The 15,467-nt window shown below is 64.7% G+C and carries 14 protein-coding genes; 8 read left to right on the top strand and 6 right to left on the bottom strand.

Annotated elements, in window-relative coordinates:
• Window positions 1-74: 74 nt before the first annotated feature.
• Complete coding sequence (locus RM2_RS02745; protein ID WP_072687315.1) at window positions 75-368, bottom strand: WhiB family transcriptional regulator; 294 nt, start codon at window positions 366-368, stop codon at window positions 75-77.
• A gap of 725 nt (window positions 369-1,093) precedes the next feature.
• On the opposite strand from RM2_RS02745, the gene RM2_RS02740 reads away from it, so the two are divergent.
• From RM2_RS02740 to RM2_RS02730, 3 genes are all read left to right on the top strand, one after another.
• Window positions 1,094-1,930, top strand: a complete 837-nt coding sequence (locus RM2_RS02740) for a hypothetical protein (protein WP_072687314.1) — start codon at window positions 1,094-1,096, stop codon at window positions 1,928-1,930.
• Window positions 1,931-2,080: 150 nt separating this feature from the next.
• Window positions 2,081-2,659 (top strand): sigma-70 family RNA polymerase sigma factor, encoded by a 579-nt coding sequence (locus RM2_RS02735; protein WP_072687313.1) that lies wholly within the window; start codon window positions 2,081-2,083, stop codon window positions 2,657-2,659.
• Window positions 2,643-3,653: an anti-sigma-D factor RsdA gene (locus tag RM2_RS02730; RefSeq protein ID WP_072687312.1), complete on the top strand. Its 1,011-nt coding sequence runs from the start codon at window positions 2,643-2,645 to the stop codon at window positions 3,651-3,653. The genes RM2_RS02735 and RM2_RS02730 overlap by 17 nt, the downstream gene beginning before the upstream one ends.
• Window positions 3,654-3,809: 156 nt before the next feature.
• Here the strand turns inward: RM2_RS02730 and RM2_RS02725 are convergent, their stop codons facing one another.
• Window positions 3,810-4,214, bottom strand: a complete 405-nt coding sequence (locus RM2_RS02725) for a DUF5319 domain-containing protein (protein ID WP_072687311.1) — start codon at window positions 4,212-4,214, stop codon at window positions 3,810-3,812.
• A gap of 242 nt (window positions 4,215-4,456) precedes the next feature.
• Here RM2_RS02725 and guaB point away from each other — a divergent pair, with 242 nt between their 5' ends.
• Together guaB and RM2_RS02715 are read left to right on the top strand one after the other, a co-directional pair.
• Window positions 4,457-5,980 (top strand): IMP dehydrogenase, encoded by a 1,524-nt coding sequence (gene guaB, locus RM2_RS02720; RefSeq protein ID WP_072687310.1) that lies wholly within the window; start codon window positions 4,457-4,459, stop codon window positions 5,978-5,980.
• A gap of 33 nt (window positions 5,981-6,013) precedes the next feature.
• Window positions 6,014-7,150: a GuaB3 family IMP dehydrogenase-related protein gene (locus RM2_RS02715; protein ID WP_072687309.1), complete on the top strand. Its 1,137-nt coding sequence runs from the start codon at window positions 6,014-6,016 to the stop codon at window positions 7,148-7,150.
• A gap of 175 nt (window positions 7,151-7,325) precedes the next feature.
• Here the strand turns inward: RM2_RS02715 and RM2_RS02710 are convergent, their stop codons facing one another.
• The 3 genes from RM2_RS02710 to RM2_RS24380 form a co-directional block, all read right to left on the bottom strand.
• A complete protein-coding gene (locus RM2_RS02710; protein ID WP_072687308.1) occupies window positions 7,326-8,609 on the bottom strand; it encodes an alkaline phosphatase family protein in 1,284 nt (427 codons plus the stop codon).
• Window positions 8,606-10,297, bottom strand: a complete 1,692-nt coding sequence (locus tag RM2_RS02705) for an alkaline phosphatase D family protein (RefSeq protein WP_072687307.1) — start codon at window positions 10,295-10,297, stop codon at window positions 8,606-8,608. The genes RM2_RS02710 and RM2_RS02705 overlap by 4 nt, the downstream gene beginning before the upstream one ends.
• Window positions 10,298-10,488: 191 nt before the next feature.
• Entirely contained in the window at window positions 10,489-10,644 is a 156-nt protein-coding gene (locus RM2_RS24380) for a hypothetical protein (protein WP_169846670.1), read from the bottom strand.
• A gap of 145 nt (window positions 10,645-10,789) precedes the next feature.
• Here RM2_RS24380 and RM2_RS02700 point away from each other — a divergent pair, with 145 nt between their 5' ends.
• From RM2_RS02700 to RM2_RS02690, 3 genes are all read left to right on the top strand, one after another.
• The gene (locus RM2_RS02700; RefSeq protein ID WP_072687306.1) at window positions 10,790-12,535 is read left to right on the top strand and encodes an FAD-dependent oxidoreductase; all 1,746 of its coding nucleotides are present in this window, start codon (window positions 10,790-10,792) and stop codon (window positions 12,533-12,535) included.
• Window positions 12,536-12,600: 65 nt separating this feature from the next.
• A complete protein-coding gene (gene guaA / locus RM2_RS02695) occupies window positions 12,601-14,172 on the top strand; it encodes a glutamine-hydrolyzing GMP synthase (protein WP_072687305.1) in 1,572 nt (523 codons plus the stop codon).
• Window positions 14,173-14,230: 58 nt separating this feature from the next.
• A complete protein-coding gene (locus tag RM2_RS02690; RefSeq protein WP_072687304.1) occupies window positions 14,231-15,286 on the top strand; it encodes a class I SAM-dependent methyltransferase in 1,056 nt (351 codons plus the stop codon).
• A 33-nt stretch (window positions 15,287-15,319) separates the two neighbouring features.
• On the opposite strand, the gene RM2_RS25585 is transcribed toward RM2_RS02690, so the two are convergent.
• Entirely contained in the window at window positions 15,320-15,454 is a 135-nt protein-coding gene (locus tag RM2_RS25585) for a hypothetical protein (protein ID WP_281250392.1), read from the bottom strand.
• Between the last annotated feature and the right edge of the window lie 13 nt (window positions 15,455-15,467).

Here is a 15,467-nt window from a genome sequence, read left to right as displayed (position 1 = left end):
CCCCGCGTCGGCCGGTATGCGGGTGGCTAGGGGACCGCGGGGCGTGTGGTGCCTCGGTGAGCAGGACTGGACCGTCAGGCGGCGATACGCCGGCGACGGTGTCGTGGATGTCCTTCGCGCTCGGTCTCGGACATTCCGCCCCAGATCCCGTACGGCTCGGACACTCTCAGAGCATGGTTCCGGCACTCGGTGAGGGCAGGACAGCGACCGCACATTTCCTTGGCGCGCATCTCTCGTTGCCTTCGTGCTCGTCCACGTTCGCCGTCAGGGTGGAAGAACATCGAGGAGTCCACTCCGCGGCAGAGTCCGTGCATCTGCCAATCCCAGATATCCGCGTTGGTGCCGGGAAGGTTATTGGGCGAAGGCATGTGGACTCCTTACTTGCGAACTCGCCTCAGGCGACGAGTGGATCGCGGGCCCGAAGGAAAGTTCGAGCCACCGAATCGTTTACCTGACTAACCATAGGGCCGTGTGATAAATCACGTCAATAGCGTTGGAAGTGGGAAATTGCATATACCAGATGCCAAAAATCAGCCTGAATAATCTTTACATTCTAATGGTTCTATGGTTACGTCCCGCATTCGGAAGGCGCGGATTGGGGCAATGAAGCGCAAGCGTCGCGGCCCCGAACGGAGCCTGACGGAACTCGGGATGAGAGGCTGCAATCTCGGTATCGTTGCTGTTCAGACGGCTTGGTTTAGCTCCCCGGGTTGCCCGAACTCGGGTCGCGGGTACGGTGTGGGCCTTCCGTGAACCCTCTTGGAGATCATCTTGGAGATCATCGTCTGTACCGCCGAGGAATGCATCCAGCAGGCATAGGGACGGGGGGAGTGAACTCCGCAGAGACGGCCGAAGATGCAGATAGCGAAATGGAAACGTATTCGCCGAAATCGGCATGCTTGCCATTCGAAAAAAGCAAGATGCCAACTCGAATAATGGACCGAAAACAGACTTGTTAAATCTTTTTCCATCCTTTTCTTGGATCGGCGTTCGGGCTTTGTGAACGAAAATTCGCCTCGATGTGAGCAATGCTGCTCGATGAGGGCGTGCCAGTCGGGTGACGCTGGATCTCGGATGATGCGATGATCTCGGCGTGCCCGACCCGACGATTCTCCGCCGTGAAGTGACGAAATCCTTGACCCGGGCAGCGTTCGGTGCCGGTCCGGGAGAACTGACGCTGCCGGAGTCTGTTCTTCCCGTCGAGCGCTGGATGCTGGCGGTCGCGCAGGGCGGGCAGGGGCACTACAGCCGGTCCCGCGCGGAATTGGCGATGTTGACGCGAGGCGGGGTCGCGGATGCCGTGACCTCGTTGGCTTGGAGCACGCAGGCCTCGCTCCTGAGGCAACTCGGCTGGCACAGCGTCGCCGCCGGATTCGATGGCCGGGCTCTCGCCCTGGTCGGGTCAGAGCGTGACGGTGCCGAGGGAAGCGTCCTCGTACGCGAAGCGCGGTGTGACGCACTGACCGGACTCGCCGCGGACGCGCTGGGATGTGGTCGGCTTGCGCTGGGATGGCGGTTGCTCGATCGCTGCGGTGCGTACCTGCCGGGGGGTGCCGCGGACGAGATGTGGCGACAGCGCGTGCGAAGTCGCTGGGTGAGGGCAGAACTGTCTCTCGCTGACGGGGACTTCGCCGCGGCACGGCGCCACGCCGATACCGCGGCAGAAATTTCGGATGTTGCCGGGTCGGTACGCCACCGCATCAAGTCGGATCTGTTGCGCAGTGCCTCGATGACGGGGGAGTCCGATTTGGGCCCCGCGGCGCGGCTTGCTGCGGATGTGCTCACCCGGTGTGATCAACACGGCCTGATACCCCTGAAGTGGGCGGCTGCGATGTTGCTGAGTGGTGTGTCGGGCGATTCGGGTGCGGAGGCGGTTCGCCTGGAGTGCGAAGCTCTCATCCGGGCGAGGGGTGGACGCTTCCGGAGTTGACGCTACCGGCATGTGTTCGGGCCGAATTTTGTCCGAATCCGGTTCAATACCGTTCGGTAGGCACCGTTACCCTTGGAGTGTTCCGCTGAGCGCGGGAGCCCACCCGTCACGTCGGGCGGTGCCACTGTAACGCCAGGACGTTCAGCCACGATGACTGATATGAGCGAGGAGTTGGGCTCTGCCGTCTCTGCTGCAAAGCAGGGCGACCGGGCGGCTCTTGCTCTGATTCTGGAAACCATTCGGCCCATGGTTGTGCGCTATTGCAGAGCTAGGGTCGGCGCTGCGGAGAGGGGGCAACTCTCGGCAGATGACGTGGCACAAGAAGTGTGCCTCGCCGTGATGACGGCTTTGCCTCGCTACGAGGATCAAGGTCGGCCGTTCATGGCATTCGTCTATGGGATCGCCGCGCACAAGGTCGCCGACGCGCATCGGAACTCCGCACGTAACAAGTCGGAGCCGGTCGCCGAAGTACCAGATGTAGTAGCTAACGACGACGGACCCGAACAGAGGGCGCTGGACTCGGAAGCGAGCAGGCAGATGAGCGACCTGCTGAGCACGCTGCCGGAGAAGCACCGGGAGATCTTGATCCTCCGCCTCGTGGTCGGTATGTCGGCAGAAGAGACGGCTGCGGCAGTGGGTAGTACCGCGGGAGCTGTCCGCGTGGCTCAACACCGAGCTATCGCGAAACTGAAAAAAGAAGTGACGAGGGCAGGTGAGAGGTTTGGCTAGGGGTATCAATCGCAGCGGCAATCCCAATGCCGATCTGCCTGAAGACGACGCGCCGGTGGACGTAGCGGCCGTTCGACGCGACGATTCGTTGATCGACGCTATCGCCTCCGATGGTCCGGTTGCAACGGATTCGCCGGAGCAGTACGAGCTTGCGCTCCTGCTGACCAATTGGCGTGCGGACATCGCGGCGACGCCGATGCCGCCCGGGCCGCTGCTCGATGATGTGATCGCGGCCATCGACGCCTCGGAAGCACGCTCTGCACGCCGCGCTGCACTCGGAAAGCTCCGCCTGTTGCGACCAATCGCCGCCGCTGCCGCCGCGATCGCGGTCGTCATGGGCGGTGCCACCATCTTCTCGTACAACGCCGAACCGGGCGACCCACTGTGGAGCGTCAAATCGGTCGTGTTCAGTCAGCAGGCAGATTCGACCGTCGCGAAGATTGACACGACGTCCCAGCTGCAGCAAGCCGAGCGGATGATCGCTGTAGGCGACGCCCCGCGCGCAAGGGACATGTTGGCCAACGCCGCAGACCGTGCCGATGGTGTGCGTGAACCCGACGTGCGGAACGAACTTGACGGGTGGCGTTCGAAGCTGGCCGCGGAGGTGGAGAAGATAGCCCCCACCGCACCGGCCGAGACGACAGCCCCCGGTGCAACTACCACGGATGAGCCGACTACGACAACCGAGCCACCGTCAACCGTTGCCGGGACACCGGGATCCACGGTGCCGAGTACCGAGCCACTGCCCAGCGGAACTGTGCCGACAACCATTTCTCAGATCCCGGGGCTGCCGGCCACCTCGCTGCCGCAAATTCCGCCCACGACGATACCGTCGACGACTCCCGACTCCACTATCCCGCCGGCCCCGACTTCACCGGAACAGAACTCGCCCCCGGTACCAACCACTCAGCAACCAACTCAGGAGTTCCCGTCGGTGCCGCTGGCCCCGACTACGCCGCTTCCTGCTCCTCCCGCCCGCGGTTCGGTGGGCTGACCGCCGGGCACTGACGGCTGACCGCCGGGCACTGACGGCTGACCGCCGGGCACTGACGGCTGACCGCCAGGCACTGAAGGCTGACCGCCAGGCACAGACGACTGTGGCCCGACACATCTGGTGTCGGGCCACAGTCGTCTGTATCGGGCGGTCAGGTCAGGCGTCGAGGCCGTCCCCGTGAAGCGCGTCGTTCATCGAGGCATCAGCGTAACCACGGCAGTAGTCCCAAGTGACGTACGCCTCGGGTGTCGGGTCGTACGCCGGCTCGTGCGGGCGGACGGTGCCGTCGACCAACAGTTGGAGAAGGTTCGCACGGAGCATGTCCCAATCGTGGTAGTGATCTTGCTGGCAGTCTTCGCAGCACACGACGAGACCGCGGATCCCACGATGTGCCAGCAGCGACTCGTACACGGTGAGGTCAGCCAAGTCTTCCTCTACGGCAAGGCGCTCATGAGGATCAAGTGGCTGACCTGGCTCGATCGCATCGAGAGCTGCGGACGGGTCGACGGGGTCTCCGGCGAAGGGGTCCGGGGGCAGACCTGGAGGCAGTTGATCACGCACAGCACCACGGTACGCAGGTTATCCCCGTCTGCGCCAGCCGTTCAGCGTACGCCCAGCGTGGGTGGGCTCTGTGACGATCACGTCGAGCCGATATCATGATGTGTGGAGCCGGGAATCTCGATCGTCGATCCGTTCCTTCCCAGTATCTGCATTCCGAAACTTTGCGCCAGATCGAAGATCCGACCGACCGCAGACGGCGTCACCGGCGCTGCATCTATCTTTCCATGGAGGGCCTGAACCGCATGACAAGTTCAGCAGGGCAAGTGCACACCGGCGGTGATGACTCGAACAAGGTTGCGATGTTGGGTCTGACGTACGACGACGTCCTGCTCCTGCCGGCGGCGTCGAATGTCATCCCGGGCCAGGTTGATACGTCAAGCCAGTTGACACGCGATATCCGACTGCGAGTGCCTCTCGTCAGCTCCGCGATGGACACCGTCACCGAGGCGCGCATGGCCATCGCGATGGCCCGCGCAGGTGGAATGGGTGTCCTGCACCGCAACCTGTCGGTCGATGCCCAGGCCGGACAGGTCGAGACGGTCAAGCGGTCCGAGGCGGGCATGGTCACTGATCCGGTCACTTGTAAGCCGTCCGACACCCTCGCCGAGGTGGATGCCAAGTGCGCCCGCTTCCGGATTTCCGGACTGCCGGTCACCGACGAGTCCGGGCAGCTCGTCGGCATCATCACCAACCGCGACATGCGATTCGAGGTCGATCAGAACCGCCAGGTATCTGAGGTCATGACGAAGTCACCCCTGATCACGACCCAGGAAGGCGTCACCGCGGAGGTGGCTTTGGGCCTGCTCCGCCGCCACAAGATCGAGAAACTGCCGATCGTGGACGGGAAGGGCAAGTTGACCGGCCTCATCACGGTCAAGGACTTCGTAAAGACCGAGCAGCACCCGGACGCTACCAAGGACCGCGACGGACGGCTGCTCGTCGGTGCGGCTGTGGGTGTGGGTGACGAGGCGTGGAATCGGGCGATGGCCCTGACCGACGCTGGAGTCGATGTTCTCGTCGTCGACAGCGCGCATGGCCATTCCGCCGGCGTGCTCGGCATGATCTCGAAGCTCAAGGCCGAGGTCGACGAGCGCGTACAGATCATCGGCGGCAACGTCGCGACCCGCAGTGGCGCGACCGCGCTCATCGAGGCCGGTGTGGATGCGGTCAAGGTCGGTGTCGGCCCGGGCTCCATCTGCACGACCCGCGTCATCGCCGGTGTTGGCGCCCCGCAGATCACCGCGATCCTGGAAGCGGTCGCCGCGGCCAAGACGCATGGTGTGCCGGTCATCGCGGACGGTGGACTCCAATTTTCGGGCGACATCGCCAAGGCTCTTGCGGCTGGGGCCTCGACGGCCATGCTCGGTTCGCTCCTCGCGGGCACCGCCGAGTCGCCGGGTGAGCTGATCCTGGTGAACGGTAAGCAGTACAAGATCTACCGCGGAATGGGTTCCCTCGGTGCGATGCAGAGCCGTGGTGTCGCGAAGTCGTATTCCAAGGACCGTTACTTCCAGGACGACGTGCTGTCCGAGGACAAGCTGGTCCCGGAGGGCATCGAGGGCCGGGTCGCGTTCCGTGGCCCACTGTCCCAGGTCACCCATCAGCTCACAGGTGGTTTGCGGGCGGCGATGGGTTACACGGGTGCATCCTCGATAGAGGAGCTTCAAACGGCGCAGTTCGTGCAGATCACTGCGGCGGGCCTGAAGGAGAGCCACCCGCACGACATCACGATGACGGTCGAAGCTCCCAACTACACCGCCCGCTAGAAACCATTCACGATTCACGAGAAAGGGGCGCGTGTGCGCGACCTCGTTGAGATCGGCATGGGCCGAACAGCCCGACGAACCTATGAGCTGGACGACATCGACATAGTCCCCTCCCGGCGGACCCGCTCCTCTAAAGAGGTGTCGACGACCTGGCAGCTCGACGCATACCGGTTCGATATCCCGGTGCTGGCGCATCCCACGGACGCGCTCGTGTCCCCGTTGTTCGCGATCGAACTCGGCAAGCGTGGTGGCCTCGGGGTCATCAACGGTGAGGGCCTGTGGGGCCGGCATGCAGACGTCGAGGCGAAGCTTGCCGAACTGGTAGCACTGGCGGATTCAGGCGATGTCGATGCTCCGATCAGGAAGCTGCAGGAGTTGCACGCGGCACCGCTGCAGCCAGGTTTGCTCGCCGCTGCCGTGGCTCGAGTTCGTGAGGCGGGCGTCACCACCGCGGTGCGCGTCAGCCCGCAGAACGCACGGGCGCTCACCCCGCTGTTACTCGAAGCAGGCGTCGACCTGCTGGTCGTGCACGGCACGATCATCTCCGCCGAGCACGTTGTGCACGGCGACAGCGAGCCGCTGAACCTCAAGACGTTCATCTCCGAACTCGACGTCCCCGTAGTCGCCGGAGGGGTGAGCGATCATCGGACCGCGCTGCACCTGATGCGCACGGGTGCGGCGGGTGTCGTCGTCGGGTACGGCTCCACAGAGGGGGCCACAACCACCGGTGAGGTCCTCGGTATCGGGGTTCCGATGGCCACGGCCATCGCGGACGCCGCAGCGGCTCGCCGTGACTACCTGGACGAAACCGGTGGTCGCTACGTCCACGTTATCGCCGACGGCGACATCGCGACTTCGGGCGACCTCGCCAAGGCCATCGCCTGCGGTGCGGACGCAGCCGTTCTGGGCGCACCACTGGCTGTTGCAGCAGAGGCTCCCGGCGGCGGCTGGTACTGGCCATCGGTTGCTGCGCATCCCTCGGTTCCCCGCGGTTCGATGCTGCCGGTCTCGTTCGGGGACCGGCCCTCGCTCGATACGGTCCTCACCGGTCCGTCCGACGACCCGTTCGGTTCCCTGAACCTCGTCGGTGGTCTGCGCCGCTCGATGGCCAAGTCGGGGTACTCGGATCTCAAGGAGTTCCAGAAGGTTGGGCTGACAGTCCGCGCCTGAGCTTCCGTTCTCGACCTTGTTCCCTACGCTGAACTGCGCTTATTGAGCCGGAACGAACTCGGGTCGCACCGCCGAAGTAGTGCGACCCGAGTATCGGGCTCGTTGATCCATCCGTCCGAGACAACAGCCTCGTCGACCCGGTTGGTATCTCGAATCGACTCGGGGGACTGAGCCGTCAGGCGATGACGAGGCCCTCGATCCTGCTGACGCCGTCCCAGCCACCCTGTGGCGCAGCAAGACCGAACAGGTCCGCGACGGTCGGTGCGACGTCGATGGTGCGGGCCTGGACATCGTCGATGCGCTGGCCGCGACCCACCATCTGATGGCCGCCGGTGACAAAGAACGGAATGGGCGTTGTGACGGCGTGACCGTGATTGCCGGGGATCGGGTTCGACAATGGCGTCGGATCGCTGAACCGCCAACCCGGAGCGCAGAACGCCACCACGTCGCCGGCGCGGTCACCGAGGTCGAGTTCCGCTGGGGTGCGTACCGATTCGACTCCGATGACACCGGCAGCGATGCGTTTGATTCGCTCGACGGCCTCGCTGCGCTGCGCGTCGTCGCCCACGAAATAGATCACGTCGGCACCGCCGTTGTCGGCGATCCGGATCTGTCCGGCGAGAAGGGGATCCGCGTTCAGGGGCCGGTCGAGGCCGATCAGGTTGGTCGGCACCGACCAGTCCATCGAGTGGTCCGCGAGCACGATCAGCACACTGCGTTCCCAACGTCCCGTCGCGTGCAGGAAGTCGACGAACCTCTGCACCTGGCCATCCGTGTTGCGCAGGGCCGCGGTGCGGGCGATCCGGGTTGAGGGCCCCGACAGGTCGAGATGGCCCACCCGGTCGACGTCTCCGAGATTGGTGAACGTCAGCCGCGGCGAATGCTCACCGACGATCTGGATGAGTGCCCCGGTGGTGAAGTTGTCGGGCGCATGTTCGGTACCCGGCAGCAGCGGGAACGGATCCCATACCACCGACGCTCGGTCGCCGAACAATCCGTGTAGGTAGTGCTTGGAGAGCACACTTGCCGTGGTGAGCCCCAACTCCGTCCGGACCCGGTCGAGCATTGTCGCCGCACGCAGATCGCTCGCGCGGTCGAGGTCTCGCGTTTCACCGGCTTCCGGGTCGTAGATCGAATTGCAGGGAACGCCGTTCCGGTAGGGCAGAACCCCGGTCATCATCGCCGCGTGGTTGGGCAGCGTCTCCGCGATCATGATCGAGGACGCGTTGGGGTAGAACGTGCCGTCAGCCGCAAGACCGGTGAGAGTCGGAGTGAGCGACGGGTCGAGTTCGTCGGGACGCATGCCGTCGACGACGAGCACATGGACGTCGAGGTCAGGACGAACCGTGGAGGCGGCGGCTCCTGCTGTTCCCGGACCGGCCAATCCGGCAAGTGCGACTCCGCCGGCGAGCGCGGTGCCACCGATCAGCAAGTCCCGTCGGGTCAGCGCGGCGCTCATGCGCCGGTTCCCGGGCGGTAGGAGGCGGGATCGAGCGGGGCCGCAACCGGGTGCGTCTGCTGGGTGCCGTCGGCGACACCGTAGCTCATTGCGTGACGGGCCGTGGCGTGCGGGTCGGTCACATCGCTGACGTAGAACCAGTCCATCTGTGCTCCTTGTTTGTTCACCTCGAACACGCCGTAGCCGTTGGAATCGAGCTCGACGTACCGTAGATGACGATTCATGGCCTTGAACGCCTCCTCGACGGCGATGGATGCGGTGCGCGGAGGAACGCCCAGCAACTCGTCGACGTTGGAGGACGTGACCGACGGGACGATGAACTCGGTGCCGACGGTGCCCGCGCCCGGGTAGTCCGCTGCATTCACCGGAAGATCACAGGCCCAGGAGGTGTGGATGTCGCCGGTGAGGAAGACGGTGTTGCCGACCCCGTTGCCACTGATCGCGTCGAAGAGCCTGCGGCGGTCGGCGGTGTAGCCGTCCCACTGGTCGGTGTTGTAGGGGATGCCGGCGTCGGGCAGCCCGACCATCTCGGTGATCGCGCCCATGGTGTGGTCGTCGAGCGGCGGGAACACCACAGGGGAGATCATCACCGGGTTGCCGACGAGCTTCCACTGCGCCGACGAGGTGGTGATGCCGCTCGTCAGCCAATCCATCTGGGCGCGACCGGTGATCGTCCGGTCGGGGTCGTTTGTGGTGCGCCACCCGGCGCCTGTGGAGGCCTCCTGGTCGCGGTAGGTACGTAGGTCGAGCATGGAAAGTTCGGCGAGGTTCCCGAACTGAAAACGCCGGTAGAGCGCGGCGTCGGTCCCGGTGCCGTTTACCCGCACCGGCATCCACTCGAAATAGGCCTGCGTCGAGGCAGCCCTACGCGCGCCCCACTCTCCATCCGTGGCCGGATCGTGGTCCAGGGAGCCGCCGTCATACGAGTTGTCGGCGGACTCGTGGTCGTCCCACGTCGCGATGAACGGCACCTTGGCGTGCAGCGCCATGAGGTCGGGGTCGGTCTTGTACTGCGCGTGCCGGATCCGGTAGTCGGCGAGCGAGACGATGTCGTGTGCCGGATCGTGCAGTCGGACAGAGCCGTCGCGGGCGCCGTATCCGCCGTGACCGTATTCGTAGATGTAGTCGCCGAGGTGCACAATCGCGTCGAGGTCGTCGCGATCGGCGAGGTGGCGGTACGAGGAGAAGTAGCCGCCCTCCCAGTTGGAGCACGAGACGACACCGAACCTCAGGCGACTGAGATCAGCGTCGGTCGCGGGGGCGGTACGGGTACGTCCGACCGGAGACGTCTGACCGAGCGCCGTGAACCGGTAGAAGTACTCGGTGCCGGGGCGCAGGCCAGTGACGTCGACCTTTACGGTGTGGTCGGTGGCGGTGCCGCTGTTCGCGGTGCCGCTGCGCGCGATGTTCGCGAAGTCCGGGTCGGTCGCGACCTGCCAGGTCAGCGGAACCCGCTGCCCAACGCCAGAGCCCGGCAACGCGTCCGCGGATGGGGTTATCCGCGTCCAGATGATCACCCGGTCGGGCAGTGGGTCGCCGGACGCGACACCATGGACGAATCCCGGTGTCGGAGTCTGGGCCGAAGCCCGTCCCGCGGTCGCGCCCGCCAGTCCGGCTACCGCCACTACCATCGAGCCGCGCAGCACACCGCGCCGGCTCACTCCAGTGATCTCGTTGTTCTCCAACATCCGGGGATCACAGCACAATTAGTTCGGCTATTCAAAATCTGACCCGGCATGCAATACGAGTGTTCACCCAATAGTTCGATCTGTGACGGCTCCCATGCACCGACGAGCCGGCATCAGCGCAGATTCGGTCTTCGCGGCTCCCACTCGCACTGTCTCCGGCTCAAGCGACATCACAATCGCCGATCGTCCGACTACGCCTCGAACCCTGGGGCGTAGTCGCCGCGGCGCTCGAAGACCAGGTGAACCGCCTTCTCGCGGACCTCGGCTGGGTATGTCTTCGGTATGGGGATCACCTTCTCGAGAAGTAGGTGTGCGTCAGATCCGGGACGGCTCTTCTCCCTTTGCATAGCTCTGCGTAATTTTGCAAGCCTCGCTTTTCCTCCGTATCTGATACCGTGCGTTACGGTTAGTTGGGTGACCCTTGTGGCAACTGTCACATCCGCTCGGTGCATACTGGCGAGTAATAACTCAGGTTTCGTTGGAGGTCGACTGATGAGCAAGCCGCGCGCAACGGACTACGACGTTCTCGTAGTCGGTTCCGGATTCGGTGGCAGTGTCACCGCGCTTCGATTGGTAGAGAAGGGATACAAGGTCGGCGTCCTGGAGGCGGGCCGCCGCTTCGCCGACGCAGACTTCGCAAAGACGAGTTGGGACCTCAAGAAGTTCCTGTGGGCACCGGCTCTGGGATTCTTCGGCATCCAGCGCGTCCACGTGCTGCGCGATTGCCTGATCCTCGCCGGTGCAGGTGTCGGCGGCGGTTCGCTCAACTACGCCAACACGCTCTACAAGCCGCCTGCCTCCTTCTTCGCGGACAAGCAGTGGTCGGACATCACCGACTGGCACGACGAACTCACGCCGTACTACGAGCAGGCCCGCAAGATGCTCGGCGTGGTGCAGAACCCGCATATGACTCCGGCCGACGAGATCATCAAGTCGGTGGCCGATGACATGGGGGTGGGTGACACGTTCATCCAGACACCCGTGGGCGTGTTCTTCGGTGAGCCCGGCAAGACCGTATCCGACCCCTACTTCGGCGGTGTCGGTCCCGACCGCACTGGGTGCATCGAGTGCGGCGAGTGTATGACCGGATGTCGGCACGGCGCGAAGAACACCCTGCTCAAGAACTACCTCGGGCTTGCCGAGAAGGCCGGTGCCGAGATCATCCCGATGACGACGGTTACAGGGCTGCGGGAGGCCCGCGACGGGACGTGGAACGTCGCCACCCGGCGTACCGGCCCGCGTAAGCGTAGGGGCCGCAAGACATACACCGCCGCCCATGTCGTTCTCGCCGCGGGCACGTGGGGCACACAGCATCTGCTGTTCGACCAGAAGGATTCGGGCGCGCTGCCCAAGATCTCCGACCAGCTCGGTGTGCTCACCCGCACCAACTCCGAGTCGATTCTCGGCGCAGCCAAGAAGACAGTGGACCCCGCGCTGGAGTTGACGAAGGGCGTCGCAATCACCTCGTCGTTCCACCCGACGTCCGATACCCACGTCGAGCCGGTGCGCTATGGCAAGGGGTCGAACTCTATGGCCCTGCTGCAGACTCTGCTCACCGACGGCGGCGGCCGCCGGTGGATGACATTCCTCAAAGAACTGGCGAAGAATCCGTCGGCCGTGAGGGCAATGACCCCCTACAAGTGGAGTGAGCGCACCATCATCGCGCTGGTGATGCAGAACCTCGACAACTCCATAACCACATACACCAAGAAGGGCCTGTTCGGTCGGCGCAAGGTCACCAGCAAGCAGGGGCACGGGGAGCCGAACCCGACCTGGATCCCGAAGGGCAACGAGGCCACCCGTCGGATCGCGAAGAAGATCGACGGTGAAGCAGGCGGGACCTGGGGGGACGTGTTCAACATCCCGCTCACCGCGCACTTCCTCGGCGGCTGTGCGATTGCCTCGGGGCCGTCGAAGGGCGTCATTGATCCGTACCACCGCGTGTGGGGATACCCGACGTTGAGCGTCGTCGACGGTGCCGCCGTGTCCGCGAACTTGGGCGTCAACCCGTCACTGACGATTTCGGCGCAGGCCGAGCGCGCGGCTTCGCTGTGGCCGAACAAGGGTGAGCAGGATCAACGTCCCCCGCAGGGCGAGGGATATCGGCGCCTGAATCCTGTCGCACCGGTCAAGCCGGTAGTACCCGCGGAGGCCCCCGCCGCTCTGGTACTGCCGATCATCGAGATCCGCAGTGGCTCCGCGGCGTCGAAGAAAAAGAGCAAACACGGCGCCGCATAATGGTCCGATCGGGCCCGGTCTTGGGGCCGCGTCGATCGTGGCGCCGCGCGGCTTAGACTGACCCGGTGGCAGATATCGAGCAACAGAGACCCGTCCTCGTCGTCGATTTCGGCGCGCAGTATGCGCAGCTGATCGCCCGACGGGTGCGCGAGGCGAAGGTCTACTCCGAGGTTGTTCCGCACACCGCGACCGTCGCGGAGATCGCGGCCAGGGATCCCCTCGCGGTGGTGCTGTCGGGGGGGCCGTCGAGCGTCCACGACGAAGGGGCACCCGAGCTCGATCCGGCGCTGTTCGATTTGGGCGTGCCGGTATTCGGTATCTGTTACGGATTCCAGGCCATGGCCGGCGCGCTCGGTGGAACGGTGGCGCACACCGGCACCCGCGAATACGGCCGCACTGACTTGAAGGTGCAGGGCGGATTGCTGCACGACGGTCTGCCGTCGAATCAGCCCGTGTGGATGAGTCACGGCGACGCGGTCACCGAGGCGCCCGAGGGCTTCGAGGTGACGGCCACAAGTGAGGGCGCACCCGTCGCCGCGTTCGAGGACCGCGCCCGCAGGTTTGCCGGAGTGCAGTATCACCCGGAAGTCCTGCATTCGCCGCACGGACAGCAGGTGCTGAGCCGGTTCCTGCACGAGATCGCCGGCATCCCTCCCGTGTGGACGGCCGCGAACATCGCCGACGCGCTCGTCGAGCAGGTCCGGGAGCAGGTCGGCGACGGCAAGGCCATTTGCGGACTCTCCGGCGGCGTCGACTCTGCTGTCGCGGCGGCGCTCGTTCAGCGGGCGATCGGCGACAACCTGACCTGTGTGTTCGTCGATCACGGCCTCATGCGTGCGGGCGAGCGGACACAGGTGGAGCAGGATTTCGTCGCCGCCACCGGTGCCAAATTGATCACCGTAGACGCCGCCGAGACCTTCATCGGCGAACTGGCCGGGGTGTCCGATCCGGAGACCAAGCGCAAGATCATCGGCCGAGAATTCATCCGCAGCTTCGAGGGTGCGGTCAGCGAGGTGCTGGGCGAGAATGCCGCACACGGCGACGCTGTCGACTTCCTCGTGCAGGGCACGCTCTACCCGGACGTCGTGGAGTCCGGCGGGGGCACGGGCACTGCCAACATCAAGAGCCACCACAACGTGGGCGGGTTGCCGGAGGATTTGCAGTTCAAGCTGGTCGAACCGCTCCGACTGCTCTTCAAGGACGAGGTTCGCGCAGTGGGGCGCGAACTGGGCCTGCCCGATGAGATCGTGGGGCGCCAGCCCTTCCCCGGCCCGGGACTCGGCATCCGGATCATCGGTGAGGTCACGGAGGAGAGGCTCGAGATCCTGCGTCACGCGGATTCCATTGCGCGCGAAGAGTTGACGGCCGCAGGGCTCGACGGTCAGATCTGGCAGTGCCCAGTGGTGCTATTGGCTGACGTCCGTAGCGTCGGCGTGCAGGGTGACGGTCGCACCTACGGTCACCCGATCGTGCTTCGCCCCGTGTCTAGTGAGGACGCGATGACCGCGGACTGGACGCGACTGCCCTACGACGTCCTCGAGCGGATCTCCACCCGGATCACCAATGAGGTGCACGACGTCAACCGTGTTGTGCTGGACATCACGAGCAAACCGCCGGGCACCATCGAGTGGGAGTAGGATCTGGCGTCCTTGAGTTCTAAGACGGTTCTCAGCTGTATGGTGTTTGATCACATTCATGACTAGAGCAAGCACTGAGCAATTCGCCGAACGAATGATGGGTGTGATAGACGGCGCCAGTACCGCGCTCCTGGTCAGCATCGGCCACCAGACCGGGCTGTTCGACACTCTGGCCGGTCTCGAACCAGCCACCAGCGCGGAAATCGCCCGCGCTGGTGGTCTCAACGAACGCTATGTTCGGGAGTGGCTGGGCGGCATGGTCACCGCGGGCGTCGTCGAGTACGACAGCACCACCAAGCACTACCTCCTGCCGCCCGAGTACGCGGCGGTGCTGACCCGAGCCGCGGGGCCGGACAACCTGGCGGTACTCGCGCAGTTCCTCCCGCTTTTCGGGGGAATCGAGCAAAAAATCATCGGCTGCTTCCACGCCGGCGGTGGCCTGCCCTACAGCGAGTATCCGCGCTTCCACACGGTCATGGCCGAGATGAGTGGCGAGGTGTTTGACGCCGGGCTGATCGATGTGATCCTGCCGTTGTCCGCAGGCCTGACCGAACGGCTGCGCGCCGGCGCCGATGTGGCGGACTTCGGTTGCGGCAGAGGGCATGCGATAAACGTGATGGCCCAGGCCTACCCCGATAGCCGGTTCGTCGGGATCGACTTCTCCGAGGAGGGAATCTCAGCGGGGGAAGCCGAAGCGACTCGGCTGGGCCTGGCCAACGCGACGTTCCAGCAAGCTGATGTCGCCGCACTCGCCGCCACCGATGCCTTCGACGTCATCACCGTGTTCGACGCCATCCATGACCAGGCGCGCCCGGACCAGGTGCTGGCCAATATCTACCGCGCGCTGCGACCCGGCGGTGTGTTCCTGATGGTTGACATCAAGGCGTCAAGCCAGCTCGAAGACAACATCGGCGTCCCGCTCAGGACCTATTTCTACACGGCGTCGGTGATGCATTGCATGAGCGTTTCGCTGGCCCTCGACGGGGCCGGGCTCGGGACCGCATGGGGCCGGCAAATGGCCGAATCGATGCTCAACACAGCCGGATTCGGGGAAGTGCAGGTCGCGGAGATCGAATCCGACCCGGCGAACAATTACTACATCGCCAGAAAGTGAGTCGAGGTACCCGACCCGTTTTGGGTGATCCCCTCAGATGATCAGCGCTGCAAGGGTGACGCCACCGACGCTGATCAGGCCGATCGTCACCGCGAGGGTCAGCGAACCCGTCAGCGCGAGTGCGGCCGAGGCGGCGCCGCGCCGACAATGAGCATCAGGGATACCCACCACAGCACCGTCC

Source organism: Rhodococcus marinonascens NBRC 14363 (assembly GCF_001894885.1).
GTDB classification, from domain to species: domain Bacteria; phylum Actinomycetota; class Actinomycetes; order Mycobacteriales; family Mycobacteriaceae; genus Rhodococcus_F; species Rhodococcus_F marinonascens.
This window is presented reverse-complemented; position numbering and strand designations above follow the sequence as displayed.

Bases quoted from the DNA above. Each gene is read 5' to 3' on its own strand.
- RM2_RS02745 (WP_072687315.1), bottom strand. From the start codon at position 368: ATGCCTTCGCCCAATAACCTTCCCGGCACCAACGCGGATATCTGGGAT.
- RM2_RS02735 (WP_072687313.1), top strand. From the start codon at position 2,081: ATGACTGATATGAGCGAGGAGTTGGGCTCTGCCGTCTCTGCTGCAAAG.
- guaB (WP_072687310.1), top strand. From the start codon at position 4,457: ATGACAAGTTCAGCAGGGCAAGTGCACACCGGCGGTGATGACTCGAAC.
- RM2_RS02710 (WP_072687308.1), bottom strand. From the start codon at position 8,609: ATGAGCGCCGCGCTGACCCGACGGGACTTGCTGATCGGTGGCACCGCG.
- RM2_RS02705 (WP_072687307.1), bottom strand. From the start codon at position 10,297: ATGTTGGAGAACAACGAGATCACTGGAGTGAGCCGGCGCGGTGTGCTG.
- RM2_RS24380 (WP_169846670.1), bottom strand. From the start codon at position 10,644: ATGCAAAGGGAGAAGAGCCGTCCCGGATCTGACGCACACCTACTTCTC.
- RM2_RS02700 (WP_072687306.1), top strand. From the start codon at position 10,790: ATGAGCAAGCCGCGCGCAACGGACTACGACGTTCTCGTAGTCGGTTCC.
- RM2_RS02690 (WP_072687304.1), top strand. From the start codon at position 14,231: ATGACTAGAGCAAGCACTGAGCAATTCGCCGAACGAATGATGGGTGTG.